Origin of the sequence: Chelativorans salis, assembly GCF_025336525.1 — a bacterium.
Classification (GTDB): Bacteria; Pseudomonadota; Alphaproteobacteria; order Rhizobiales; family Rhizobiaceae; genus Chelativorans; species Chelativorans salis.
Window position 1 is genome coordinate 328,617 of sequence record NZ_JAOCZP010000004.1, and the last position, 25,808, is coordinate 354,424.

Genomic DNA, 25,808 nt, shown 5'->3' on the forward strand with positions numbered 1-25,808 from the left:
TCGACCGGGAGCTCGTTCCTTGAAATATGCAATCGTAGGCACTGGCGCGCGACATCAGATGTTCCGGCGTGCCATCACCGAAACCTATGGCGGGCAGAACGAGCTGGTTGGCCTGTGCGACACGAACGACAGGCGGCTGGCGCTTTCGGCGTCCGCCATTCCCGACCAGAGCGGCAACGGTATCGCTACCTACAAGGCGCCGCAGTTCCGGCAGATGCTGGACGAGCAGAAGCCGGATGCGGTGGTCGTGACAGTGCCCGACTACCTGCACCACGAATACATCGTCGCCGCCATGCGGGCAGGATGCGACGTGATGACGGAAAAGCCGATGACGACGGATCTCGGCAGGCTCAAGGCCATCCTTGATGCGCAGAAAGAGACCGGCCGCTCCGTCATCGTCACCTTCAACTACCGCTACACGCCGGCGCGCACGCAAATCAAGGAGATGCTGCAGTCGGGCGCCATCGGAACGATCGCCGCCGTCGACTTCAGCTGGCATCTCGACCGGGTGCACGGCGCCGATTATTTCCGCCGCTGGCACCGCTACAAGGACAAGTCCGGCGGTCTTCTGGTGCACAAGTCCACGCACCATTTCGATCTCGTCAACTGGTGGCTCGATTCCTCCCCCAAGGCCGTTTCGGCCAACGGGCAGCGCGCCTTCTACCGGCCGGAGACGGCGGCGCACCTGGGGCTCGAGGATCGCGGACCGCGATGCCACGACTGCCCGGCCGCCGAGCGCTGCGACTTCCGGCTCGATCTTGCCGCCGACGAGGCGCTGCGCGAGATCTATCTCGAGGCGGAGGATATCGACGGTTATTTCCGCGACCGGTGCGTCTTCGACGACGACATCACCATCGAGGACACGATGCAGGTGCAGGTCGGATACGAAAGCGGCGCCATGCTCAACTACACCCTGTGCGCTTACAGCCCGTGGGAGGGGCTGGAGGTCCGCTTCCACGGCACCAAGGGGGAACTCGTCCATCGCCACGTGGAGGTGCACGGCGTTTTCGGTGGCAAGCGGGAAAGGCCGGTCGAGGACGCCATGACCACCGTGCTTCACGTGGCGGGCGAAAGCCCGCGGAAGATCGAGGTGTGGACCGGCGAGGGCGACCATGGCGGCGCCGACCCGGTCATGCTGGGCTATCTGTTCAGCCCCGACGAGATGGAAGAGGATCGTTATGGGCGCGGTTCGACACATGTCGACGGCGCGTGGTCGATCCTGACCGGCATCGCCGCCAACGCCTCTATGGCAAGCGGGGAGACCACGCACGTGGCACGCATGCTCGGCGAGAACGGGATCGAATTGCCGCGGCGGTAGCGCCGACAACCGCCCTACGTCTTTCCGCTGAAAGTCCCTGAGACGGAGCGGCCCGCCACGCCTGCGGGCCGCCGTCTCCGCGTGCCGCAATGCTGACGTTGCGGGGCTATCGCCTCTGGTTTTCGTGCAGTCTTTTGGCTTCCCCTACTCCTAACCAAGGGGAGGGATCATCGTTGCGTTCGGCTGCCTCAGCAACCACACCAGCGATGTCAGGCGTGCCATTGTGAGAAAAGTCGGCGGCTTGCCCGTCGATAACCGTGATTTAGGGGCTGAAGAGTTTTCCGCCTTCGACAGGATCGGAATCTATGCCGGACGACTCGAAAGCAAAGAGTCGGCGGCAACCAACATTGGCTACGGATGGTATAAGTCCTTATTGCCGAAACTCATTGACGGCATTTACCCCTAGAAACGCCAAGGCAATTGCCAGTGCAGCAATGCTTACCGCAAAACTGGTCACTCAATTGGTCGCAACGCTTGTGACCGGAACCGCCAAAACGTTAGGAAATAAAAGGATTTTGGGGCTTGACTGGCGGAGAGGGAGGGATTCGAACCCCCGATACCCTTGCGAGTATGCCGCATTTCGAGTGCGGTGCTTTCAACCACTCAGCCACCTCTCCGCGGGGGCACTCGGAAGCGCCCCGATGCAGCGGCGCTTAGATAGCGGCGAAGCGGTTTCGATACAAGGCCAAATGCGGCGCAATTCGCCCTCCTCCGCCTTGACCTTGCCGCCCTCATCCGGTATGGACCCCATCACCTGCGGCGTGGGCGCATCCCGCGCCGCTTATTTCGTGGGCCCATAGGCCTTGAACCCTAACGACTGACAAAAAGACGGCAGGCCGCCTCGGAAATCGAGCGCCCAAGCCGGACCGGACACCGAAAGGCAAGAAAGATGTTCGCAGTCATCAAAACCGGTGGCAAGCAGTACCGCGTCGCCGCCGAGGACCTCCTGAAGGTCGAACTGGTCGCCGGCGAGCCTGGCGAGATCATCCAATTCGGCAACGTGCTTGCCGTGGGTGAAGGCGAGGACGTGACGATCGGCGCGCCCTTCATCGATGGCGCCAGCGTGGCGGCCGAAGTGGTGGAGCAGGGCCGTGGGCCGAAGGTCATCGCCTTCAAGAAGCGCCGGCGCCAGAACTCGCGCCGCAAGCGCGGCCATCGCCAGCTTCTTACGACGGTGCGCATCTCCGAGATTCTCGTGGGCGGCGCCAAGCCTTCCAAGAAGGCGGCGGCGAAGCCTGCGCCGAAGACGGAAGAGAAGGCGGCGGAAAAGCCCGCCAAGGCCAAAAAGGAAGAGGCGCCGAAGGAAAAGGCAGCCGCGCCGGCGGAGGCCAAAGCCGAAAAGGCTGCCAAGCCGCTGTTCACGGCGCCCAAGGGCGAGGCCGACGATCTGACCAAGATCAAGGGCATCGGCCCGGTGGCCGCCGGCCAGCTCAAAGAGCAGGGCATCGCCACTTTTGCGCAGATCGCAGCGCTTTCCGACGAGGATATCGCGAAGATCGACGAGGCCATGCCCTTCAGCGCCGACCAGATCCAGGACTGGCGCGAGCAGGCCAAAGAACTGGCGCAATAAGCTCGGGGCCGCTGGCCCCAGGAACGGATTGCAAATGAACGCGTCTGCGTTCATAAGGGAAATGAAGGCGCTCCTCGCGGGCGCAAAGGAGTAGAGTCATGGCACACAAGAAAGCTGGCGGTTCCTCGCGCAACGGACGCGACTCGGAGTCCAAGCGCCTTGGCGTGAAGAAGTTCGGTGGCGAGAAAGTGCTCGCCGGCAACATCATCATCCGTCAACGCGGGACGAAGTGGCATCCCGGCGCCAATGTTGGCATCGGCAAAGACCACACGCTCTTTGCGCTTGAGACGGGCGCAGTGTCCTTCGCCAAGAAAGCCAACGGCCGAACCTACGTGTCGGTAAACCCGATTATGGACGCAGCGGAGTAGCCGGTTCCGCACCAAACACCGGCAACCCATCTTGGGGGCCGGTGTCCGGAAAATCCGGAAAAGGTTCAGGGGAGATGGGTTGCCATCTCCCCTTTATTTTTGTCCGGAGGAAGAGAAATGATCGCCGAAAGTGAAGAGGTCGAGAGTGAAAGTCTGAGTATAGAGTGCCCTGTTCTCGTCACCGAGAGGTTGGTGCTGCGCCCGCCGCACGATGACGATATCCCGGAGCTGGCGGAACTGGCCAACAACCGGCGCGTGGCCGAAATGCTCTCGCGCATGCCCTATCCCTACGATGAAGCGGATGCGCGGGCCTTCGTGCGCGGCAGCCGGTCACGGGAGCGCTCGGGCTGCCATTATGCGGTGGCGCTCGCCGACAGCGGCGCCTTCATCGGCTGTGCCGGGCTCGACACCAGGCAGTTCGGGCTGGAGCTCGGCTACTGGTTCGGCGAGCCCTACTGGGGGCGCGGCTATGCGACGGAGGTGGCGCATGCACTGGTCGATCTCGCCTTCCGCGCGACTGATGTCGACCGGCTGCATATTTCGTGCCGCGTCATCAACAGTGCCTCGCGCCGCGTCATCCACAAGTGCGGGTTCCAGTATATCGGCCAAGGCATGATGGACTCAGTGGTGGCCGGCAAGGTGCCAGTGGAGCGCTATCAGCTCGACCGCAAGACATGGGTGAGCCTCAGAAGCTGGGGCGCCTGAGACTTGAGCGCGGGTCGCCATCCGGCGGCCCGCGTCTTTCTCTCGCTCTCGCGCTTTACTGCGCGATGCGCTAGAGGGAGGCCGAAGAATGGAAGGCACGCGCCATGAAGTTTCTCGATCAGGCCAAGGTCTATATCCGCTCCGGTGACGGCGGGGCAGGGTCGGTGTCGTTTCGGCGCGAGAAATTCATTGAGTTCGGCGGGCCCGACGGCGGCGACGGCGGGCGCGGGGGCGACGTGTGGGTGGAGGCGGTGGAGGGTCTCAACACCCTCATCGACTACCGCTATCAGCAGCATTTCAAGGCCAGGCCCGGCACGCACGGCATGGGCCGCAACCGTACCGGTGCCAAGGGCGCCGACGTGTTCCTGAAGATGCCGGTGGGCACGCAGGTCTTCGAGGAGGACAACGAGACGCTGATCTGCGACCTGACGGAAGTGGGCCAGCGATGCAGGCTCGCCTCCGGTGGCAATGGAGGCTTCGGCAACCAGCATTTCAAATCCTCCACCAACCAGGCGCCACGCCGCGCCAATCCTGGCCTGCCAGGGGAGGAGCGTTGGATCTGGCTGCGGTTGAAGCTGATAGCCGATGCCGGGTTGGTGGGCCTGCCCAATGCCGGCAAGTCAACGTTTCTCGCAGCCGTTACGGCAGCGAAACCAAAAATCGCCGATTATCCTTTCACCACGCTGCACCCCAATCTGGGCGTCGTCCGCATCGATGCGCGCGAATTCGTGCTGGCAGACATCCCCGGCCTCATCGAAGGCGCACATATGGGTGTCGGCATTGGCGACCGCTTTCTCGGCCATGTGGAACGCACGCGGGTACTCCTGCATCTCGTTTCCGCGCAGGAGGACGATGTCGGGCAAGTCTACACCACGGTGCGCGACGAGCTTGCGGCTTACGGCCACGGGCTGGAGGAGAAGCCGGAGGTGCTGGCGCTCAGCCAGGCCGACCTGCTCGACGAAGCGGCGCGGGCGGAGAAGCTGGCGGCACTGAAGCAGGCGGCGGGGCGCGAGGTGCATCTGCTGTCCTCGGCGACGGGCGAAGGCGCGCAGGAGGTGCTGCGCGCGCTGATGCGCGTGGTGGAGGAAGCGCGCCAGGAGGAAGCGGCGGAGGAGACGGTGGACGAGCGGTGGCAGAAGTGAATCGGTCTGTGAAACACGATACCCATTTTTCTTCCACGTGCGTCATCCCGGCCAAGGGAGCTTTGCTCCCGCGAGCCGGGATCCATTCGGTGACTCCTCCACGTTCCGGAATGGGTCCCGGACAGCCTCCGCATCGCTCCGGCTTCCGGGATGACCAGTGCGGAGAGGCAAGGGCTGAAATAGTTGCCGGCGAGGGCGCTTTGCAATGAGCCCTCTCTCCCTCCCATCCTATCGCCGCGTGACCGTAAAGATCGGTTCCGCACTCCTGGTCGACCGGACCGCGGGTTTGAAGCGGGCGTGGCTGGCAGCACTTGTCGATGACATTGCGCAGCTCATCGCGGCCGGGGCGGAGGTGATGGTGGTCTCTTCGGGCGCCATTGCGCTCGGCCGCACGGTGCTGGGGCTTGGCAGGCGGACGCTCAGGCTGGAAGAAAGCCAAGCGGCTGCCGCAGTGGGGCAGATCGCGCTGGCCGGCGCCTGGGCGGGCGAACTCGGCCGCCATGGGCTCACCTCCGGCCAGGTGCTGATGACCTTAGGCGACACGGAGGAACGGCGGCGCTATCTCAACGTGCGCGCGACCACCTCGACGCTCCTGAAGATGAAGGCGGTTCCGGTCATCAACGAGAACGATACGGTGGCGACCAGCGAGATCCGCTATGGCGACAACGACCGGCTGGCCGCGCGTGTCGCCACCATGATGGGCAGCGATCTGCTCATCCTGTTGTCGGACGTGGACGGGTTCTACACGGCGGCGCCCGAGCGCGACGCGGATGCCCGATTTATCCCCGTGGTCGAGGCAATCACCCCGGAGATCATGGCCATGGCGGGCAACGCGGCGTCCGAGCTTTCACGCGGCGGCATGCGCACCAAGCTTGATGCCGGGCGCATCGCCACCGCCGCCGGCACGGCTATGATCATCGCCTCGGGCAAGGAGATGAACCCGCTCACGGCTATCGGGCAGGGTGCGCGGGCCACCCTCTTCAAGGCAAGCCGCACACCGGTGCGCGCTTACAAGACCTGGATCGCCGGGCAGCTCGAGCCGGCTGGCAGGATCGGCGTCGATGAGGGCGCCCTGAAGGCACTGCGCTCGGGCAAAAGCTTGCTGCCGGCGGGTGTGAAATCCGTTTCCGGCGCCTTTTCGCGCGGCGATACCGTCGCCATCATTGGGCCGGACGGGCATGAGGCGGGGCGCGGGCTGGTTGCGTATGACGCCGCCGATGCCGTAAAGATCGCCGGGCTCAAGACCGGCGACATCGCTGCCGTACTCGGCTACGAGGCACGCGCGGCCATGGTGCACCGCGACGACCTTGTGTTGTCACCGCCGTCGGGTGCGCGCGAGGTGGAGGGACAGAATGCTGAAGGCGCATAAACATACAGGCGAGAACGTCGCCGCGCTGATGGCCGATCTCGGCGCCCGGGCCCGCGCCGCCGCCCGTCCGCTCGCCGTTGCTGCGCCGGAAACGAAGAACGCCGCTCTCCTCGCCATGGCCGAGGCACTTGTCGCGCGTGAGGGCGAGATCCTCGCGGCCAATGCCAAAGACATGGAGAAGGGCAGGGCGGCAGGGCTTTCCGCGTCGCTGATAGACCGGCTGAAACTCGACGGCCAGCGCATCGCCGCGATGGCGGACGGCATCCGCGCCATAGCCGGGCTGGACGATCCGGTGGGCAGCGTGATTGCCGAGTGGGACCGGCCCAATGGCCTACATATCGAGCGCGTGCGCACGCCGCTCGGTGTCATCGGCGTCATCTACGAAAGCCGGCCCAATGTGACGGCGGACGCCGGAGCGCTGTGCCTGAAGGCGGGTAACGCCGTGATCCTGCGCGGCGGCTCCGATTCGGCCCATTCGTCGGCGGCCATCCATGCCTGCCTCGTCGAGGGGCTGCAGAAAGCGGGCCTGCCCGAGGATGCGATCCAGCGCGTGCCGGTGACCGACCGCGCCGCCGTCGGCGAAATGCTGAAGGGGCTTAACGGTAATCTTGACGTCATCGTGCCGCGCGGCGGCAAAAGCCTTGTGGAGCGGGTGCAGAGCGAGGCGCGGGTGCCGGTCTTCGCCCATCTGGAAGGCATCTGCCATCTCTATATCGATAAGTCGGCGAAGCTCGATATGGCAGTTTCCATCGCCGTCAATGCGAAGATGCGGCGCACCGGCATCTGCGGGGCGGCGGAGACGCTGCTCGTCGACCGCACGGCGGCGGACACGCATCTGGTCCTCGTACTGGAGGCGCTCGCCGCTGCCGGTTGCGAAATCCGCGGGGACGAGGCGGTGCACGCCCGCTTTCCCTCCGCAAAACCGGCGAGCGAGGAAGACTGGCATACGGAATATCTCGACGCCATCATTTCGGTGAAGCTGGTGGAGGGCGTGGCCGACGCCATCTCGCACATCGAGACCTATTCCTCGCACCACACGGAAGGCATCGTGGCGGAGGACGCTGCGGCAGTGGAGCGCTTTTTCAACGAGATCGATTCGGCGATCCTTCTCCACAATGCCTCGACCCAGTTCGCCGATGGCGGTGAGTTCGGCATGGGGGCGGAGATCGGCATCGCGACGGGCAAGATGCACGCGCGCGGCCCGGTGGGCGTGGAACAGCTCACCTCCTTCAAGTATCGCGTGCGCGGTACCGGCCAGACCCGGCCTTGAAGCGATGAGTTTTTCCGGGGAGGACGTGCCGGTGCATTACCTGCGCATGCCTCATGTGGAAAAGGGCATGGCGGTGGGGCTGTTCGGCGGCTCATTTAACCCACCCCATGCCGGCCACGCCCTGGTGGCGGAAACCGCGCTCAGGCGCCTGCGGCTCGACCAGCTCTGGTGGATCGTAACGCCGGGCAACCCGCTGAAGGACAATAGCGGGTTGGCGCCGTTGTCCGAGCGTATCGAGCGCTCGGAAGCCTGCGCCAAGGATCCGCGAATCAAGGTGACCGCCTTCGAGGCCGGCTACCGGCTGCGCTACACGGCCGATATGATCGACCTCGTCAGAAGACGCAACCGCGGAGTCCATTTCGTCTGGATCATGGGCGCCGATTCCCTGCGCGACTTCCATCGCTGGGAGCGTTGGCGCCACATTGCGCGGACGGTGCCGATCGCCGTCTTCGACCGGCCCGGCGCCACGCTCTCCTTCCTCTCCTCGACCATGGCCAAGGCGTTCGGCCATGCGCGCATCGATGAGAGCGACGCCCCGCTTCTGGCGCGCATCACACCGCCAGCATGGACCTTCATCCACGGGCCGCGCTCGTCGCTTTCCTCGACTGCGCTGCGTGACGCGGCGCGGAGGGAGGAAGGCCGCTGATCGCCGCGCTACAGAGGCAATCCTTGCGCCGCACAACATCTCTTGTCTTGAAACTGACAAGCATGTCTGCCTATCTATTGGATATCGTGCGGCATGCGCCGGCGATACGGTTGTTCTTGTTGGAAAGGAAAGACACTGAGAACAGCACTTCAGAAGAAGGCAGATATCATGCCTTCGCCGGCCGGGGCGCCTGAAAGCAGCGTGTCTCGCGCCGTAAACGCAGCGCTCAGGAGTCTGGAAGACTCCAAAGCCGAAGACATCGTCTCCATCGACATCCATGGCAAGTCTCCCCTGGCGGACTACATGATCGTAGCCTCCGGGCGGTCGCATCGTCATGTCGCTGCCGTGGCGGAGCATCTCATCCGTGCGCTCAAGAACGCCGGCATCGGCGCGGCGCGGGTAGAGGGCTTGGCAGGCGCAGACTGGGTGTTGATTGATTCGGGCGACATCATCGTTCATGTGTTTCGCCCGGAGGTCCGGGAGTTCTACAACATCGAAAAGATGTGGCAGACGCCGGATCTGGAGGACGAAACGGTGCACTAGCGGCCTGCGCCCGTTTTCGGGCGCGCCGATAGCTTGACGTTGCGCATGGCCGCGGCCGTGCGGAGATGTTGTTCGGCGTCGAGCGGCGCTCGCGTTCTGCGGGCATGATCTCTTCGGGAAACCGGCGTTCCCGGACAGCGCGAAGGATGCGCTTTCAGAAATTGCCTTCTCGAGATTGGCCCGCGATTGGCCCTGGGATGGGAGGAGGGTTCGATTCGGATCGTTGTGCATGCGGTGGGTCGCATGAAGGCGGGCGCCGAGAAAGAGCTCGCCGAGCGCTATTTCGATCGCCTGGCAAAGGCCGGGCCGGCGGTGGGGCTGGAGTTTGCCGGAGTGAGCGAAAGCCCCGAAAGCCGGGCGCGCACGGCGGGCGCGCGCAAGCGTGAGGAAGGGCTGAGGCTGGCGGAAATCGTCAGCGGCGGTACATTGGTCCTGTTGGACGAGCGCGGGAAGAACCTTACCTCTCGCGCGATTGGCGAAAAGATGGCCGCCTGGCGCGATGCGGGCGAGCGCCGCCTGACCATCGCCATCGGCGGACCGGACGGACATGACGAGGCGCTGCGGCACCAGGCGGCTTTGAGCCTGTCTTTCGGGGCGCAGACCTGGCCGCACCAGCTCGTTCGTGTCATGCTGGCCGAGCAGCTTTACCGTGCCGCGACGATCCTGACCGGCCATCCCTATCATCGCGACTGAGCCGGCCGCCGGAGACGGCGCGGCTTGCGTGCTGGATCGAAAATATCTACCTTAGGTTGCGGCTTTGGAAGGCCTATGGTTGATGTTTCGTTAACGAAATCTTCTCTAGAATGGAGATGAAGAGGTTTCCTGCGGCGGTCATATGAAAGCGAGACGGATCAGCCATGCCGGGTGGAGGGCGGCCATGCTCGTGGCCGCCATGTCGCTCGCCGCTATGCTGCCTCGCAATGCCGGGGCGCAGGGTCTCGACGGGCTGGAAATGCGCCAGAGCGAGAGCGTCGAGGAGTATCGGCGCCTGTCGCAGGAACTGGTGCTGTCGGAACAGCGCCAGCAGGAACTGGCCGCCGAAATCGCCGCGGTGAAGGACGACAGCGCAGCGCTGACGGCGGCGCTGATCCAGGCGGTCAAGACCGAACGCAAGCTCAGCGAGGATATCGAGGACATCGAGCGCAGGCTGGTGACGCTCGCCCGGCGGGAGGACGATCTCAGACAATCGCTGAGAAACCGCCGCGGCACGCTCGCGGAGGTGCTGGGCGCGCTGCAGCGGATGGGGCTGAACCCGCCGCCGGCGATTCTCGTGCGGCCGGAGGATGCGCTTTCCTCCGTGCGCAGCGCCATCCTGCTCGGCGCCGTGGTGCCGGAGATGCGGGCGGAAACCGAGATGCTGGTCGTCGATCTCAGGGATTTGGCCCGCGTAATGACGTCGATCCGCACCGAGCAGGAGCGGCTTCACGAAAAGATGACCGCCCAGGCGGAGGAGCAGGAGCGCCTAACCCTGCTCTTGAAGGAGAAGCACCGCGCCAAGGTCGAAGCCGAGGAGCGCATGCAGGAAGAGCGCGCCGCGGCCGAGGAGCTGGCGGCGCGGGCGCAGAACCTGCAGGAACTGATAGCCTCGCTGGAAAATGAGATCGAGACGCTGCGCGAGGCCATGAAAGACGGCGAGGAGGCCGGGCCGGGCCAGCTCTCCGAGGCGCTGCCTTTCGCCCAGCGCAAGGGCCTCGTGCCGCTTCCTGTTTCCGGCCGGTTCGCCAGCCGTTTCGGCGAGGAGGACAGCACGGGAAGCAGCCTCAACGGCGACATTCTAAGAACACAATCGGGCGCAATCGTTACAGCGCCGGCAGATGGAACGGTGCTTTACGCGGGGCCTTTCCGATCCTACGGTCAGCTCTTGATACTCAATCCCGGCGATGGGTATCATATCGTGCTGGCGGGGATGGACCGTCTGAACGTTTCACTCGGTCAATCGGTGCTGGCGGGAGAGCCGGTGGGCATGATGGGCGAGGCAAGATTAGCAAGTATCGCGGCTCCGACTGTGGGCAACACCACGCCGGAGCTTTATATAGAGTTCAGGAAAGACGGGAAACCGGTCGACCCGAAGCCTTGGTGGGCGCGGGAGCTATCTGGAAGGACGGGAAATGATACGTAAATTGTCGCTGCTGTTCGCCGGCGCGCTGATTGGCGCATCTGCCGTGAGCCTTGTCCACGGGACGAACGGCACGGCGGCCAATGCTGCGGGAACGGAAACTTATCGGCAGCTTGCCATCTTTGGCGATATCTTCGAGCGCGTTCGCGCGCAGTATGTGACGCCGCCGGACGAGAAGGAGCTGGTGGAGAGCGCCATCAACGGCATGCTCACCTCGCTCGATCCGCACTCCTCCTATCTCAACGCCGATGCGGCGCAGGACATGCGCGTCCAAACCAAGGGCGAGTTCGGCGGCCTCGGCATCGAGGTGACGATGGAGAACGAGCTCGTCAAGGTGGTCTCGCCCATCGACGACACTCCGGCAGCCCGGGCGGGCGTGCTTGCCGGCGATCTTATCGAGAAGATCGACGGCGAAGAGGTGCGCGGCATGACGCTCGGCGACGCCGTCGACAAGATGCGCGGTCCGGTGAACACGCCGATCGATCTGTCGATCCTGCGCCAGGGGCAGCAGAAGGCGATCAAGATCACCATCGTCCGCGACGTCATCAAGGTGAAGGCGGTCAAGCATCGGGTCGAGGGCGATGTCGGCTATCTGAAGGTCACCTCCTTCACGGAGAAGACGACGGACGATCTTCGCGCGGCGATGGAAGCCATTCAGAAGGAAGTGCCGGAGGATGAGCTGAAGGGCTACGTGCTCGATCTCAGGCTCAATCCGGGCGGCCTGCTCGACCAGGCGGTCAATGTGTCGGACGCCTTCCTCGACCGCGGCGAGATCGTCTCGACGCGTGGCCGGGAGTCCAGCGACATCGCCCGCTTCGGGTCGCAGCCGGGTGACTTGGCCAATGGCAAGCCCGTGGTCGTGCTGATCAACGGCGGCTCGGCAAGCGCCTCGGAAATCGTCGCCGGTGCGCTGCAAGATCACCGCCGCGCCACCGTGCTCGGCACCCGGTCCTTCGGCAAGGGGTCTGTCCAGACGATCATTCCGCTGGGCGAGAATGGCGCGCTGCGCCTGACCACGGCGCTCTACTACACGCCGTCCGGCCAGTCGATCCAGGGCAAGGGCATCACGCCGGACATCAAGGTCGAGCAGCCGCTGCCCGAGGATATGCAGGACATCGATGTGTCGCGCGGCGAATCGGATCTGCGCGGCCACATCCGCGGCGAGGCCGAAAGCGAGGAGGGCTCCGGCTCCATCGCCTACGTGCCGCAGGATCCGGAAGAGGATGAGCAGCTCGCCTACGCGCTGGACCTCCTGCGCGGCGACAAGACCGATCCTGCCTTTCCGCCCAATCCCGACAAGGCGGTCATGAACCAGCAGTAGAAGTACCGGCGCCCTTCTCTCCGAGGGGCGCCGCCGCTCGACCGCGCGGCGGGACTTTGGGGGAAACGCGGCGCGCATGGAACCGGTTTGCAACGACATCGACCAGCCGCTCGGCCAGAAAAAGGCTGGGCGTGGGGCGTTAAGGTGGCGGCGGCTGGAGACAAGTTCCATCTTCCTTACCCTGTGCGCCGTGGCGGTTTTCGCCGGCTCTGGCGCTATCGCATTGCGCGAGCGGCCGTTCCGCAATCCGCCACCGGTAGCGATCTCCGAACCAGGTATCGTCGTGGAAGAGCACGCGGACGCGCGGAGCAGGGCGGACGGCATATCCGTGAAGACCGCTGGAGCGCCGGGCGCCGCAATCATCCGCGTCAATCCGGATGTACCTTCCTCGGGCGACAACGCCATCGTCATTCGTGATCCTTCGGCGTTCGGACAAAACCCGCGTTTCGCCCATCTGCCCGACCGCGCCCTGATCGAGGAATCCCAAACCGGGCCGCTGCCGGTGCGTGACGCTGCGGGGCGACGTCCGTTCGATGTCTATGCGCGGCCCTGGTCCGGCGCACGGGGCGCGCGGATTGCTATCGTCATCGGCGGGCTCGGCATCTCGCAGACCGGCACACAGGAGGCCATCCGCAAGCTGCCGCCGGAGATCACACTGGCCTTCGCGCCGCTGGGCAACAGCCTCACGCGGTGGATGCAGACGGCCCGGCAGGAGGGCCACGAGGTCATGCTTCAGGTGCCGCTCGAACCCTTCGGCTACCCGAACAACAATCCCGGCCGGCACACGCTGCTCGCCGATGCGGCGCCGGCCGAAAATCTCGAAAGCCTGCGCTGGGCACTGTCACGCATCACCAATTACACGGGCGTGGTGAACTACACCGGCGCACGCTTCACCGCGGATGCGGGGGCGATGGACATCTTGATGGGCGAGCTTGCCGAGCGGGGGCTTGCCTATCTTGACGACGGCACCTCGGCGCGCAGCGTGGCCGAAGAGGTGGCGCGGGCCAAGGGCGTTCCCTTCGCCGCCGGAGACACGGTCATCGATGAGGAGAAGGAGCGCGGCGCCATCCTGGACAAACTGGACGAACTGGAGCGCATCGCGCGGGCGCGCGGTTTCGCTTTGGGCAGCGGTTCGGCGATGGAGGCGACGGTGGATGCGGTCGCCGCCTGGGCCAGCGAAGTGCGCAAGCGCGGCATCGAGCTGGTGCCGATGTCGGCCGTGGCAGTCGATCCGGAGCGGAATTGAGGGGGCGGAATGAAGAAGAAGGGCCTCAAGGCCGAAGACCTGCCATACCGGCCCTGCGTCGGCATCATGGTGCTCAATGCGGCGGGCGCGGTGTGGGCGGGCCGGCGCCTGGTCGAGCCCAGGGACGAACTGCACGGCGCCACCATGCTGTGGCAGATGCCGCAAGGCGGCATCGACGCCGGCGAGGACCCGCTGGAGGCCGCCCGCCGGGAACTTTACGAGGAAACCGGCATGCGTAGCGTCTCGCTGCTTGCCGAGGCGCCCGGCTGGATCACCTACGACCTGCCGGAGCACCTTGTCGGCATGGCGCTCAAGGGACGCTTCCGCGGTCAGAAGCAGAAATGGTTTGCCTTCCGCTTCGAGGGCGAGGAAAGCGAGATCGCCATCAACCCGCCGCCGGGCGGACACGCGGCGGAGTTCGACGCCTGGGCCTGGAAGCCGATGGAAGAGCTGCCGGGGCTCATCGTGCCCTTCAAGCGGCAGGTCTACGAGGATGTCGTGGCGGCCTTCCGGCACCTGGTGGCGTAAGGCGCCCTCCCGATAAAGTTACGGATGCCAGACAAGCCGGCCCCGTTCGCTAAGGCGGGGATAGATTTTACCGCACTTTCCCGTCAACCCATTGATCCCCCACAAGCTGCAAACTTTTCTCGCAGGAAAATTCGCCCCCACCTCACGCCGCCCCTATCATGGTCCCATCGCTCTCGCGGGAACCGGGTCCGGACCGGAGATCAGGGAGAGCGGCGGCAGCCTCCCCTCCGGGTCGGTTCCGGAGGCATGTGAGGGCCCGCGAACAGGCCGGAGTCCGGCAGGCCCATCGCAAGATGGGCGATACCGGATGCGGAAAAGCCGCAGGGTTCGGCAAAGGCGCTTCACTGCGTGTGTCCGTCCGGAGCCAGAAAGAGCCCTTAGACCGGTCGAATGTCGGGACAGCGGCCGGTGGGGCGCGTTGCTCGCGCCTTAAAATGAATAGAGTGGCTCGGACAACGCGCCCCGCTTCCCACGTTCTTTGACATAGCCCGGCTTCGAACGAAGCGCGGCAACGAAGAGGTATGGAACAATGTGCGGCCGCCCTCCCCTCAAGGGGGAGGGAGGGCGACATCAGCCTACCGCCACTCGCGAATGTCCACGAAGTGCCCGGCGATCGCAGCCGCTGCCGCCATCGCCGGCGAGACGAGGTGGGTGCGGCCCTTGAAGCCCTGACGGCCCTCGAAATTGCGGTTCGAGGTCGAGGCGCAGCGTTCGCCTGGCTTCAGCCGGTCGTCGTTCATGGCCAGGCACATGGAGCAGCCGGGCTCGCGCCAGTCGAAGCCGGCTTTGATGAAGATCTTGTCGAGGCCTTCGGCCTCGGCCTGCGCCTTCACGAGGCCGGAACCCGGCACGATCATGGCGTTGACGCGCTCATGCACTTTGCGTCCCTCGGCGATCTTCGCCACTTCGCGCAGATCCTCGATTCGGCCGTTGGTGCAGGAGCCGATGAAGACGCGGTCGAGCGCGATGTCGGTGATCTTGGTGCCGGGCGTCAGGCCCATATAGTCGAGCGCGCGCTTTTTCGACTGGCGCTTGTTCTCGTCGGGAATCTGGTCCGGATCCGGCACGGCGCCGGTGACCGAGATCACGTCCTCAGGCGAGGAACCCCAGGTGACAATGGGCGGCAGGCTGGCGGCGTCGAGCTTCACCACGCGGTCGAAATGGGCGCCCTCGTCGGTATGCAGCGTCTCCCAGTAGGCGCGGGCCATGTCCCAGGCCTTGCCCTTGGGGGCGCGGGGGCGGTCCTTGATGTAGGCAAAGGTGGTCTCGTCGGGCGCGATCAAGCCGGCGCGCGCGCCGCCCTCGATGGACATGTTGCAGACCGTCATGCGGCCTTCCATGGACAGTGCGCGGATCGCCTCGCCGGCATATTCCATCACATGACCGGTGCCGCCCGCGGTGCCGATCTCGCCGATGATGGCGAGGATGATGTCCTTGGCCGTCACGCCCTCGGGCAGTTTGCCGTCCACCTGGATCAGCATGTTCCTGGCCTTGCGCTGGATCAGCGTCTGGGTGGCCAGCACATGCTCGACCTCGGACGTGCCGATGCCGTGGGCTAGCGCGCCGAAGGCGCCGTGGGTGGAGGTGTGGCTGTCGCCGCAGACGATGGTCATGCCGGGCAGGGTGAAGCCCTGCTCCGGGCCGACGATGTGGACGATGCCCTGCCTGCTGTCGGCCTCATTGTAATATTCGATGCCGAAATCGGCCGCGTTCTTCGCCAGCGCCTCGACCTGGATGCGGCTTTCCTCGTTCTTGATGCCGAACTTGCGGTCCGGCGAGGTCGGCACATTGTGGTCGACGACGGCGAGCGTCTTTTCCGGGTGGCGCACGGTGCGGGCGGCAAGGCGCAGGCCTTCGAAAGCCTGCGGGCTGGTGACCTCGTGCACCAGGTGGCGATCGATGTAGATGAGGCACGTGCCGTCATCCTGCCGGTCGACCAGATGGTCGTCGAAAACCTTGTCGTAGAGCGTGCGGTGTTTTGTCATGGTCTGCTGTTCCTCGAAAGCGGAGAAGGAAGTGCCCGAAGGCGGTGTTTTTCGTCCGCTCAGGGAAGTCGGCACAGGAGCGCGCCGGAAATGCGCGCGAAAAAGCGGCCCGGCAGGCGCTTCACGTCCTGCAGAACGAAGGTCTTGCAGGATGGATGTGTGAAAAATCTATCCATAGGCGCGTCATACCAGCGTTTTGCGCTTTCGGCAATTGAAGGCGCGGACGCTCCTCACTCCTCATCATCGCGTGTGTCATCATCATGCGCGTCTTTCAGATCAAGCTGTATCTCAAGGCGACGCAGGGCAGCGAGCACCAAAGCGCCCAGAAGGCAGGCGAGCACCGCGATCAGCCACAGGCCGAGTCCCGTCGCAAGGCCGACGGCGGCGGCAAGCCACATGCCGGCGCCCGTTGTGAGCCCGCGCACTTGGCCGCGCTTGAAGATAATGAATCCGGCGGCGAGAAATGCGACGCCCGCGGTGATCGCCTCGACAAGGCGGACGGGATCAGCCCGCACCTGCTCGTCGCTGAACGCCGGCATGGAGACGATCTCCACCGCGACGATGGCAAAGGTGGCCGAGGCGAGACAGACGAGCATGTGCGTCCTCAGGCCGGCCGGGCGGGCGAGCAGTTCACGCTCGAAGCCCACGATACCGCCGAGAAAAATGGACAGGGTGAGGCGGACGGCGATCACCTGCCAGGGTAGCGTCGTCCCCAATGCAAATTCCTGAAGGAGTGCTTCCATGCGGCAGTGAACGTCCTGCAGATGGAAGGGGTTCCGGTTCAGGTCGCCGTACTGCGGCGCAGCCGCCGCTCCAGCGCGCGCAGCGCTAGTGACAGGCTGACCGTCAGGAGCAGGTAGATATAGGCGACGATGGAGTAGGTCTCGAAGAAGCGGAAGGAGCCGGAGGCATAGATCTTGCCCATCTGCGTGATATCGGCGACGCCGAGCACCGAGACCAGCGAAGAGTCCTTCACCATCGCCACGAAATCGTTGCCGAGCGGCGGCAAGATGGTCCTGAGCGCCTGCGGCATGACGATGAGGCGGAAGCGCTGGAAGCGCGAGAGGCCGAGCGCCTGCGCGGCCTCGATCTGCCCCTCGTCCACCGACTGGATGCCGGCGCGGAAGATCTCGGCAATGAAGGCCGAATAGCCGATGGTAAGTGCAATGACAGCGCGCCACAAAAGGGAGACGTCACGCACCTGGAGCGCATCGATCAATCCTGCTTCCTGCAGCGGGGCAGTAAGCACGTTCCAGCCAACCACGAATGCCGGCACGCCGGCGAAGGCAATCCAGAACAGGAGCACCAGAACCGGCACACCGCGGATGATCTCGACATAGAAACGCGCCGTCTGGCGCAGCAGCGCCCTTTTCGACAGCGCCATCAGCGCCACAAGGAGCCCCAGCGCGGAGGCAAACGCAAAGCCGGTGACGGTGACGAAGACGGTGATGAGGACGCCGCGCGATATGGTGGAGATGACTTGGCGGTAGAGATCGCTCGTCGCCACAAAGATGGCGATACCGACGGCAAGCGCCCCGGCGGCGACAAGCCACCAGGGAAACTCCTTCTCGGCTGCGGCGGGGCGGGAAACGGCCATCAGCGGTGGCGGGCGGCAGCCCTTTCACCCTTCACGCGCGGCTTCATTCGCCCAGCTTGTAGTCGAGGAACCACTTCTTGTTGAGCGCATCGAGCGTGCCATCAGCTTCGAGCGCGGCGATGGCGGCGTTGATGGGTTCGACGAGGTCGGAGCCCTTGGGGAAGATAAAGCCGAAGTCTTCCGATCCGAGTGGTTCGCCGATGACTTTCAGCGCTCCGTCGGAGGCTTCGACATAGCCATTAGCGGCCACGCCATCGGTGAGCACGAGATCGACGTCGCCGGCCCTGAGCGCCTGGACCGTGGCGCCGAAGGTCTCAAAGAGCTTGATCCGCGGGTTCTGCTCGTTCCCGTCAAGCACGTCATAGACGGAAACGTAGAAAGGCGTGGTGCCTGGCTGGGCTGCGATCAGCAGGTCCTCCTCGGCCGCAAAGCTCTCTGCATCGGTGAAACGCTCCTCGTCGGCCCGCACCAGCATGCGCATTTCGGAGTGCATGTAGGGGTCCGAGAAGTCGACGCTCTCCTTACGGTCGTCACGGATTGTGATACCGGTCATGCCGATGTCGTACTGCCCGTCGGAGACCGCCTGGATCATCGCGTCCCAGCTGATGTTCTGATAGGTGATCTCGAAGTTCAGCCGTTTGGCGATCTCCTCCATGGCCTCATATTCCCAGCCGATCTGCTGCCCCGATTTGGGATCGACGAATTGCAGCGGCGGATAGGCGTTTTCGGTCACGATAGTGACGTTGCGGCCCTCCAGATCCGGCAGGGCCTGTGCGTGGGCGACAGCCGTAGTGGTGAGGATGGCGAATGCGCCGGCAAGAAATGTGCGAAACGACATGATTGATTCCCCCTGTGGCTGGCCGCAACTGCGGCCGGGTTCGGCGCCGCACCTTAGAGCATCGGGCGAAGAAGGTGGATACCGTTTTGCGCGGTTCACAGGAACCCGCACGGGTGGGAGCAACAAAAAAAAGAGCGCCAGGCGGCGCTCTTTTTCAACAAACATGGCTTAAGAGGTTTACTCGCCCTGCGTCTCGGCGGGGGCCTCTTGGTTGGCGGCTTCCGCTGCCTTGGCCTCGGCTGCTTCCTCCGCCGCCTTCTCCGCGGCCAGCGCTTGTGCCGCGGCGATCTTCTCGGCCTCGATGCGGGCCTTCTCGTCAGCCGCAGCCTGGCGCTCTGCGTCATTCAGCTTGCGGGCGCGGGCACCGGTGTTTTCACTGATGCGCGCGGACTTGCCGCGGCGGTCGCGCAGGTAATAGAGCTTGGCACGGCGCACCTTGCCGCGGCGCACCACCTCGACCGCCTCGACCAGCGGCGAATAGACCGGGAAGACGCGCTCCACGCCCTCGCCGTAGGAGATCTTGCGCACCGTGAAATTCTCGTTCAGGCCGGCGCCGGAGCGGGCGATGCACACGCCCTCATAGGCCTGCACGCGGGTGCGGGTGCCCTCGGTTACACGTACCTGCACGCGAACAGTGTCGCCGGGCGAGAAATCGGGAAGGGTGCGCTGGGCGGTGATCTTCTGAGCCTGCTCGGCCTCGAGCTGACGGATAAGGTCCATCGTCTTGTCCTTTTGTTCTTGACGACCGCCAGAGCGCTCGTCCCGCCGGCAGTCCCGCTTGACCGCCTGAAGGGTGCGCCTCCCCAGGGAAGCGCAAGAGCGAATTCACGTTCTTTAGCTTAAGTTCCGGCCATGGACCCCCATGGCAGCTTCGGTGCGGCGCACATACACCACATTGCATGGGGAATCAACAGGGTGGCTATATCTGCTCAGCGATCATGAACTATCCGACCAGGCATGGGATTCGCCTTGTAGTGCTCCAGCCTCGTTTCAAGCGAGCCAACATGGAGTTCCAGCTTGTGTCCGTCCGGGTCGAGGAAGTAGAGGGAACCTCCCTCGCTTGCGTTGGTCTTCCAGCTTCTTGCGACTTTCTCTATGCGCATGCAAAGCGCCTTGAACGTCGTCGGCGAGATGTCGAAGGCGATGTGTGTATAGTCGGGGTGTGGCAATGTGCGTGCCGCCGGGTCCAGCGACAGGCACAGCCACAGCGCGCCGGCTTCCATATACGCGCCCTCGGGCCATTCGGCTCGGAGAGTCATCCCGAGCGTCTCGCGGTAGAAGGCGATCGACCTGTTCAAGTCGCTCACCGCCAGCGTGATATGATTAAGGCCTGAAACCTTCGGCGTTTCAGTCATACTGGCGCTCACCCGCCGATCCTGCCCAGATGGGTGTCCTTGAAGTCGCTCGTGTGCTTAAGGCCATAACCGAGTGTGCGGTCGATGGCGATGTGGGCGGCGAGGATGAGGGCGATCTGGGTGAGGAGCGGCAGGCCTGCCGCCAGCCCCGCCAGCCAGAGCAGCACCGGCACTATCCAGCTATGCGCGGCGTTATAGCACCAGGCGCCGAGGCGCGGGCTGGCGAGGTAGCCGGCCATAGAGATGTCGGGTACGAGGATGAGCGCGGCGAACAACCACCAGCTTCCTCCGGAGAGCTGATAGGCAACGAGCGCGGCCAGGGCCAATGCCGCGTTTTCAATCCTCAGCAGTGGCTTCATTTGCTTTTTGCCGCCTCCTGATATGCGGCCCACAGGTCAGGCCGCCGCTCCCGGGTGATTTTCTCCGCCTCGGCGAGCCTCCATTCGGCTATTCTGCGGTGATTGCCGGACAGGAGCACTTCCGGGATTTCGCCGCCCTCGAAATTTTGCGGCCGCGTGTAGTGCGGGTGTTCCAAGAGACCGCTTTCGAAGCTTTCCTCGGTGCCGGAGGATTCGTTGCCCATGACACCTGGCAGGAGGCGCACCACCGCATCCAGCAGCACCAAGGCGGCCGGCTCGCCGCCCGACAGGACGTAGTCGCCGATGGAGACCTCCTCCAGGGCGCGTGCTTCGATAAGGCGCTGGTCGACACCCTCGAAACGTCCGCAAAGGATGACGGCGCCGGGGCCGGTGGCAAGTTGGCGTACGCGGGCCTGGGTGAGGGGGATCCCACGCGGGCTCATGAGGAGTTTTGGGCGGGGGTCACCTTCGGGAGCGGCGTGGTCGATGGCGCGGGCCAGCACGTCGGCGCGCATGACCATGCCGGCGCCGCCGCCGGCGGGCGTATCGTCGACGCTGCGATGCTTGTCAGTGGCGAAGTCGCGGATCTGCACGGCTTCCAGCGACCAGGTGCCGGAGGCCTTAGCGCGGCCGGCGAGCGAAACGGCGAGCGGCCCCGGAAACATTTCTGGATAGAGGGTCAGCACGGTGGCACGGAAGCTCACCGGTTGCCTCCCGCCGATTTAGGTCCGCGCGGGCGCGCCTTCGGGTCCGGGTGTGCATCTTCATCGGTCGCCTTCTGATGGTCGAGGCCGGCGGCGGCGCTGTCGAGGTGCACGATGCCCTCTGCGATGTCTACCCTCGGCACCGCTTCGTGGGTAAAAGGGACCATGAGCGTCGGCCCGGCGTCAGGGCGGATTTCGAGAATGTCACTGGCCCCGAAATTATGGATGGCGACCACCTTGCCGACCACCTCCCGCGTCTCGTCGAAGACGGGCAGGCCCACCAGGTCGGCGTGATAAAACTCCTCTTCCTCAAGTTCCTCCGGCAAGGCAGAGCGGTCCACGAACAATGCTTCACCCGTCAGGGCTTCCGCTGTGTCGCGGTCCGTTACGTCTCCGAAACGAACGATCACGACATCCTTGGCGGGCCGGACGGAAGTGACGGTCAGAGCGCGGCCGTCCGCTGTGAAGAGGGGGCCGTAGTGGCCAAGCGCCATGGGATCGTCGGTGAAAGGTTTCACGCGCAGCTCACCGCGGATGCCATGGGCCGCGCCTACAACGCCGAGCTGGACTGGATTCCTAGGCTTTGTCATATGCCGACGCTCTTCTTATCCGTCCTGCCGGTCTGGGTGGCAAATCGCTCGTTCCGCCCGTCGTCCTGGCCGAGGTGGTGTTGCTCCCGTGATGACACGTGAGCAGCGGAAGGGCCAATCACCACGAAACATGTCGTCGACGATATGTTAGGACTTGGCCAGCTTTGATGCCACCGTCTCGATGCGTTCGGCAAGCTCGGCCAACGTGCCGGTCAGCGTAGCATCGTTCTTGTCGGCCTTTGAGAGCGCATCGTCGCGCGTCTTGCGCAGGGTGGCGATCTCGCTCTCCATGCCATGGACCCGTTTCTGCAATTCGGCAAACTCATCCATCACCATGATGCCGGCCATCACCGTGAGACGCTGATCGCCGATTTCGCCGAAAGAGTCCTTCAGATGCGCTACATAGCGGTCAAACCGCTGAGCGAGGTCGATCAGGTGTTCCTCCTGACCCTCATCGCAGGCCATGCGGTAGGCCTTGCCGTCGATGGTGACCGTTACCTGTGCCATGAGCCTATCGATCCAAGACTGCGCGGATGGTCTCCATGGCCGTCACCAGCCTGCGCGAGACCTCTCGATTTACCTCCGCCAGGCGCTCCGCGCGTGCTTCGGACTTGTCGATCTCTTGGGCGAGGCGGGTGCGGTCAGCACCCATGCGCTGCACTTCGGCTTCGGCTTCGGCGTAATCACTTTGCTTCTCGATCCGGTTATCGGCAGCGGCTTCCAGCCCCTCGATGGCTTTACCAAGGCGGCCGATCACTTCTCTGAGTGTGGTATCAGCGTTCATTGCAACCCATTCCCAGCCCGCCCGCCTGCGAATTGTGCGCAATCATAAGATTTTACCACTGAAAGATTACGCGGCGGATGAACCCGCCGTCAACACACTTGGCGGCTATCCCCTGATTTGCTTTTGCTTTCGGGACAGCGTCTGAACTTTCCGGCCCCACCGCCGTTTATTGACTTGGGCAACGCACCTGCTATGTGTCGCCTGCTTTCTCGGGCGCACACCGCCCAATGCCTGAAAATGCCGGCAGCCGACCAGCGAGCAAAGATGATTTCACGCGAAAAACACGACCGGATGGCAAACGCGATCCGCTTTCTGTCCATGGACGCCGTCGAAAAGGCGAAGTCGGGTCATCCCGGCCTACCGATGGGGGCGGCCGATATTGCCACGGTGCTGTTCACCCGCTTCATGACGCACGACCCGAAGAATCCGCACTGGGCGGACCGCGACCGTTTCGTGCTGTCGGCCGGGCACGGGTCTATGCTGCTCTACTCGCTGCTTTACCTGCTCGGCTACGAAGACATCACCATCGACGAAATCAAGAATTTCCGCCAGCTCGGCTCGCGCACGGCCGGCCATCCCGAATATGGCGATGCGGCGGGCATCGAGACGACGACCGGGCCGCTCGGCCAGGGCTTTGCCAATGCAGTAGGTATGGCGCTTGCCGAAAGGCTGCTCAACGCCCGCTACGGCGACGACCTCGTAGACCATTACACCTACACGCTCGTGGGCGATGGGTGCCTGATGGAAGGCATCAGCCAGGAGGCGCTGGCGCTTGCCGGACATCTGAAGCTCGACAAGCTGATCGTGCTGTTCGACGACAACCAGATCTCCATCGACGGGCCAGTCTCGCTGGCCGATTCCACCGATCAGTGCGCGCGCTTCGAGGCGTCGGGCTGGAACACCATGCGCGTGGACGGGCACGACCCGGATGCCATCGCCGCGGCCATCGAGGAGGCGCGCGAATCGGACCGGCCGACGATGATCGCTTTCCGCACCACCATCGGCTGGGGTGCGCCGACCAAGGCGGGCACCAACAAGGCACATGGTTCGCCACTGGGCGCCGATGAGATCGCCAAGACGCGCGAGGCGCTCGGCTGGGACGCCGAACCGTTCGTTGTACCGTCGGACATCCTGGACGACTGGCGGCTCGCCGGCCTGCGCTCTGCCAAAGAGCGCAAGGCCTGGGAGGCGCGGCTGGCCGCAGCGGACACGGAGACCCGCGCCGAGTTCGAGCGGCGTATGCGCGGCGACCTGCCGGAGGCGTTGCCGACGACGATCGCCGAGTACAAGAAGAAGCTGGCGCGGGAAAATCCCAAGGTCGCCACGCGCAACGCCTCGGAGATGGCGCTCGATGTCATCAATGCGTGCGTGGTGGAGACCATTGGGGGTTCGGCGGATTTGACCGGCTCCAACAACACCAAGACAAGCCAGACGGCGGACGTGACGCCCGGCGACTATTCCGGCCGCTATATCCGTTACGGCATCCGCGAGCACGCCATGTCGGCGGCGATGAACGGCATTGCGCTGCATGGCGGCCTCATTCCTTATGGCGGCACCTTCCTCACCTTCTCCGACTATGCTCGGCCGGCGATGCGGCTCGCTTCGCTGATGGGCATCCGCACCATCTTCGTCATGACGCATGATTCCATCGGGTTGGGCGAGGACGGACCGACGCACCAGCCGGTGGAGCATCTGGCCGCACTCAGGGCCATCCCGAATCACCGCGTCTTCCGCCCGGCCGATCCGGTGGAGACCGCCGAATGCTGGCAGCTTGCCCTCGAATCGAAGAAGGCCCCGTCAACACTGGCACTGACGCGACAGAAGCTGGAGCCGGTGCGTCACGAGTATGAGGAAGAGAATCTTTGCGCGCGCGGCGCCTATGAGCTTTTGCCTGCCGGCGACGAGGCGAAGGTGACGCTTTTCGCTAGTGGCTCGGAAGTCGAGATCGCGGTCGCCGCGAAGGCACTTCTGGAAGCGCGGGGGCGCCCGACGCGCGTCGTCTCCGTACCCTGCTTCGAGCTGTTCGAGGCGCAGGACGAAGATTATCGCCAGGCCATCATCGGCAAGGCGCCCGTGCGTGTCGCCGTCGAGGCCGGCATCCGCCAGGGCTGGGACCGCTTCATCGGCTCCGCCGGCGCCTTCGTCGGCATGACCGGCTTCGGCGCCAGTGCGCCGGCGCCGGATCTCTACAAGCATTTCGGGATTACGGCAGAGGCCGTGGCGGCAGCGGCGGAAGAGCGCTTAGCCACTGCTTAAGAATTTTTTAGGTGCGACGCTGGGCCACCCTTTGGCGCCGGCAAGGCCTGTTATTCTGTGTTGGACGCCGCTATGAAAGCGGCGTCTTCCCGTCGTGCCCCGTGGGCACGCATCACGTTCGCCGGAGGTAGTTCATGACCGTTAAAGTAGCCGTCAACGGATTTGGCCGCATCGGCCGTAACATCGTGCGCGCCATCTATGAGTCCGGCCGCAAGGACATCGATATCGTCGCCGTCAATGACCTCGGTCCGGTGGAGACCAATGCGCATCTTCTGCGCTACGACAGCGTGCACGGCCGTTTCCCGGGTGATGTGAAGGTTGAGGGCGATACGATCGTCGTCGGCTCCGACTCCTTCAAGGTGCTGGCCGAGCGGGATCCTACCAAGCTGCCGTGGAAAGATCTCGATATCGACATCGTGCTCGAGTGCACAGGCATCTTCACCTCCAAGGAAAAGGCTTCCACGCATCTGACGGCCGGTGCCAAGCGCGTGCTCGTCTCTGCGCCTTCCGACGGCGCAGATCTCACTGTGGTTTACGGCGTCAACCACGACAAGATTACCGCCGAGCACCGTGTTATTTCCAACGCCTCCTGCACCACAAACTGCCTAGCCCCGGTCGCCAAGGTGCTGAACGATGCCTTCGGCATCGAGAGAGGCTTCATGACCACGATCCACGCCTACACGGGCGACCAGCCGACGCTGGACACCATGCACAAGGATCTCTACCGCGCCCGCGCGGCGGCCATGTCCATGATCCCCACTTCCACGGGTGCGGCCCGCGCCGTGGGTCTTGTGCTGCCGGAGCTCAACGGCAAGCTGGACGGTGTATCGATCCGTGTGCCGACACCCAACGTTTCGGTCATCGACTTCAAATTCGTGCCGAAGAGGAAAGTGACGGTTGAAGAGGTGAACCAGGCGCTGGTGGCGGCGACCAAGGAGGGGCCGCTCAAGGGTATTCTCGCCTATACAGACGAAAAGCTGGTTTCCGTGGATCTCAACCACAATGCTGCGTCCTCGACCTTCGCACTCGATCAGACGAAGGTGATCGAGGGTGAGTTGGTCAGGGTCATGTCCTGGTACGACAACGAGTGGGGCTTCTCCAACCGCATGGCCGACACGGCGGTGGCTTTCGGCAAGTCTATCGGCTGATTAAGCTTCATTTTTGGTTTTTCTGCCATTAACGCCCGGCCAAGCGGCCG

28 protein-coding genes and 1 tRNA gene are annotated in these 25,808 nt (G+C 64.2%); 17 read left to right on the plus strand and 12 right to left on the minus strand.

Going from position 1 to position 25,808, the window contains the following annotated elements; all coding sequences use genetic code 11:
* Positions 1-19: 19 nt before the first annotated feature.
* Complete coding sequence (locus N5A92_RS15315; protein WP_260904306.1) at positions 20-1,318, plus strand: Gfo/Idh/MocA family protein; 1,299 nt, start codon at positions 20-22, stop codon at positions 1,316-1,318.
* A gap of 223 nt (positions 1,319-1,541) precedes the next feature.
* Entirely contained in the window at positions 1,542-1,724 is a 183-nt protein-coding gene (locus N5A92_RS15320; protein WP_260904308.1) for a hypothetical protein, read from the plus strand.
* Positions 1,725-1,845: 121 nt separating this feature from the next.
* Here the strand turns inward: N5A92_RS15320 and N5A92_RS15325 are convergent.
* Positions 1,846-1,935 (minus strand) — tRNA-Ser (locus N5A92_RS15325).
* Positions 1,936-2,207: 272 nt separating this feature from the next.
* Between N5A92_RS15325 and N5A92_RS15330 the strand changes: the two genes are divergently transcribed.
* The 13 genes from N5A92_RS15330 (at position 2,208) to N5A92_RS15390 (ending at position 14,142) form a co-directional block, all read left to right on the plus strand.
* Positions 2,208-2,888 (plus strand): 50S ribosomal protein L21, encoded by a 681-nt coding sequence (locus N5A92_RS15330; protein WP_260904311.1) that lies wholly within the window; start codon positions 2,208-2,210, stop codon positions 2,886-2,888.
* Between the two features lie 98 nt (positions 2,889-2,986).
* Entirely contained in the window at positions 2,987-3,256 is a 270-nt protein-coding gene (gene rpmA, locus N5A92_RS15335) for a 50S ribosomal protein L27 (RefSeq protein ID WP_260904312.1), read from the plus strand.
* Between the two features lie 117 nt (positions 3,257-3,373).
* The gene (locus N5A92_RS15340) at positions 3,374-3,961 is read left to right on the plus strand and encodes a GNAT family N-acetyltransferase (RefSeq protein WP_260904313.1); all 588 of its coding nucleotides are present in this window, start codon (positions 3,374-3,376) and stop codon (positions 3,959-3,961) included.
* Positions 3,962-4,065: 104 nt separating this feature from the next.
* Positions 4,066-5,103, plus strand: coding sequence for a GTPase ObgE (obgE, locus tag N5A92_RS15345; RefSeq protein WP_260904314.1), 1,038 nt, complete (start codon positions 4,066-4,068; stop codon positions 5,101-5,103).
* A gap of 205 nt (positions 5,104-5,308) precedes the next feature.
* On the plus strand, positions 5,309-6,472 hold the full coding sequence (gene proB, locus N5A92_RS15350) for a glutamate 5-kinase (protein ID WP_260904317.1): 1,164 nt from the start codon (positions 5,309-5,311) through the stop codon (positions 6,470-6,472).
* Positions 6,456-7,742, plus strand: coding sequence for a glutamate-5-semialdehyde dehydrogenase (locus N5A92_RS15355; protein WP_260904319.1), 1,287 nt, complete (start codon positions 6,456-6,458; stop codon positions 7,740-7,742). Before proB ends, N5A92_RS15355 begins: the two co-directional genes overlap by 17 nt.
* Before the next feature lie 4 nt (positions 7,743-7,746).
* Positions 7,747-8,388 (plus strand): nicotinate-nucleotide adenylyltransferase, encoded by a 642-nt coding sequence (locus N5A92_RS15360; RefSeq protein WP_260904321.1) that lies wholly within the window; start codon positions 7,747-7,749, stop codon positions 8,386-8,388.
* 168 nt (positions 8,389-8,556) lie between these two features.
* A complete protein-coding gene (gene rsfS, locus N5A92_RS15365) occupies positions 8,557-8,931 on the plus strand; it encodes a ribosome silencing factor (RefSeq protein ID WP_260904323.1) in 375 nt (124 codons plus the stop codon).
* Positions 8,932-9,144: 213 nt separating this feature from the next.
* Positions 9,145-9,624 carry a 23S rRNA (pseudouridine(1915)-N(3))-methyltransferase RlmH gene (gene rlmH, locus N5A92_RS15370; RefSeq protein WP_260904702.1) on the plus strand — a complete coding sequence of 160 codons (480 nt, stop codon included), beginning with the start codon at positions 9,145-9,147 and terminating at the stop codon, positions 9,622-9,624.
* 184 nt (positions 9,625-9,808) lie between these two features.
* On the plus strand, positions 9,809-11,050 hold the full coding sequence (locus tag N5A92_RS15375; protein ID WP_260904325.1) for a murein hydrolase activator EnvC family protein: 1,242 nt from the start codon (positions 9,809-9,811) through the stop codon (positions 11,048-11,050).
* Entirely contained in the window at positions 11,040-12,368 is a 1,329-nt protein-coding gene (locus N5A92_RS15380) for a S41 family peptidase (RefSeq protein WP_260904326.1), read from the plus strand. The genes N5A92_RS15375 and N5A92_RS15380 overlap by 11 nt, the downstream gene beginning before the upstream one ends.
* Positions 12,369-12,444: 76 nt before the next feature.
* Positions 12,445-13,614: a divergent polysaccharide deacetylase family protein gene (locus N5A92_RS15385; RefSeq protein WP_260904329.1), complete on the plus strand. Its 1,170-nt coding sequence runs from the start codon at positions 12,445-12,447 to the stop codon at positions 13,612-13,614.
* Between the two features lie 9 nt (positions 13,615-13,623).
* Positions 13,624-14,142: an RNA pyrophosphohydrolase gene (locus N5A92_RS15390; RefSeq protein WP_260904330.1), complete on the plus strand. Its 519-nt coding sequence runs from the start codon at positions 13,624-13,626 to the stop codon at positions 14,140-14,142.
* Positions 14,143-14,717: 575 nt separating this feature from the next.
* Here N5A92_RS15390 and leuC read toward each other — a convergent pair.
* The 11 genes from leuC to N5A92_RS15445 all read right to left on the minus strand — a co-directional run bounded on the left by leuC (position 14,718) and on the right by N5A92_RS15445 (position 22,354).
* Entirely contained in the window at positions 14,718-16,127 is a 1,410-nt protein-coding gene (leuC, locus tag N5A92_RS15395) for a 3-isopropylmalate dehydratase large subunit (protein ID WP_260904331.1), read from the minus strand.
* Positions 16,128-16,357: 230 nt separating this feature from the next.
* Positions 16,358-16,870 carry an MgtC/SapB family protein gene (locus tag N5A92_RS15400; RefSeq protein WP_260904333.1) on the minus strand — a complete coding sequence of 171 codons (513 nt, stop codon included), beginning with the start codon at positions 16,868-16,870 and terminating at the stop codon, positions 16,358-16,360.
* A gap of 38 nt (positions 16,871-16,908) precedes the next feature.
* Positions 16,909-17,724, minus strand: a complete 816-nt coding sequence (locus N5A92_RS15405) for an amino acid ABC transporter permease (protein ID WP_260904335.1) — start codon at positions 17,722-17,724, stop codon at positions 16,909-16,911.
* A gap of 43 nt (positions 17,725-17,767) precedes the next feature.
* The gene (locus N5A92_RS15410; RefSeq protein ID WP_260904337.1) at positions 17,768-18,562 is read right to left on the minus strand and encodes a transporter substrate-binding domain-containing protein; all 795 of its coding nucleotides are present in this window, start codon (positions 18,560-18,562) and stop codon (positions 17,768-17,770) included.
* A 177-nt stretch (positions 18,563-18,739) separates the two neighbouring features.
* Positions 18,740-19,282 (minus strand): 50S ribosomal protein L19, encoded by a 543-nt coding sequence (gene rplS, locus N5A92_RS15415; RefSeq protein ID WP_260904345.1) that lies wholly within the window; start codon positions 19,280-19,282, stop codon positions 18,740-18,742.
* A gap of 209 nt (positions 19,283-19,491) precedes the next feature.
* Positions 19,492-19,917, minus strand: coding sequence for a fosfomycin resistance glutathione transferase (locus N5A92_RS15420; RefSeq protein ID WP_260904346.1), 426 nt, complete (start codon positions 19,915-19,917; stop codon positions 19,492-19,494).
* 8 nt (positions 19,918-19,925) lie between these two features.
* Entirely contained in the window at positions 19,926-20,276 is a 351-nt protein-coding gene (locus N5A92_RS15425) for a DUF4260 domain-containing protein (protein WP_260904348.1), read from the minus strand.
* On the minus strand, positions 20,273-20,980 hold the full coding sequence (gene trmD / locus N5A92_RS15430; RefSeq protein WP_260904350.1) for a tRNA (guanosine(37)-N1)-methyltransferase TrmD: 708 nt from the start codon (positions 20,978-20,980) through the stop codon (positions 20,273-20,275). Before trmD ends, N5A92_RS15425 begins: the two co-directional genes overlap by 4 nt.
* Positions 20,977-21,570 (minus strand): ribosome maturation factor RimM, encoded by a 594-nt coding sequence (rimM, locus tag N5A92_RS15435; RefSeq protein WP_260904351.1) that lies wholly within the window; start codon positions 21,568-21,570, stop codon positions 20,977-20,979. The genes trmD and rimM overlap by 4 nt, the downstream gene beginning before the upstream one ends.
* Positions 21,571-21,717: 147 nt before the next feature.
* Positions 21,718-22,077 (minus strand): cell division protein ZapA, encoded by a 360-nt coding sequence (locus N5A92_RS15440; RefSeq protein WP_260904354.1) that lies wholly within the window; start codon positions 22,075-22,077, stop codon positions 21,718-21,720.
* Between the two features lie 4 nt (positions 22,078-22,081).
* On the minus strand, positions 22,082-22,354 hold the full coding sequence (locus tag N5A92_RS15445; RefSeq protein WP_260904356.1) for a DUF4164 domain-containing protein: 273 nt from the start codon (positions 22,352-22,354) through the stop codon (positions 22,082-22,084).
* Between the two features lie 264 nt (positions 22,355-22,618).
* Between N5A92_RS15445 and tkt the strand changes: the two genes are divergently transcribed.
* Positions 22,619-24,610 carry a transketolase gene (gene tkt, locus N5A92_RS15450; protein ID WP_260904359.1) on the plus strand — a complete coding sequence of 664 codons (1,992 nt, stop codon included), beginning with the start codon at positions 22,619-22,621 and terminating at the stop codon, positions 24,608-24,610.
* A 134-nt stretch (positions 24,611-24,744) separates the two neighbouring features.
* Positions 24,745-25,758 carry a type I glyceraldehyde-3-phosphate dehydrogenase gene (gene gap, locus N5A92_RS15455; RefSeq protein ID WP_260904361.1) on the plus strand — a complete coding sequence of 338 codons (1,014 nt, stop codon included), beginning with the start codon at positions 24,745-24,747 and terminating at the stop codon, positions 25,756-25,758.
* Positions 25,759-25,808: the final 50 nt, after the last annotated feature.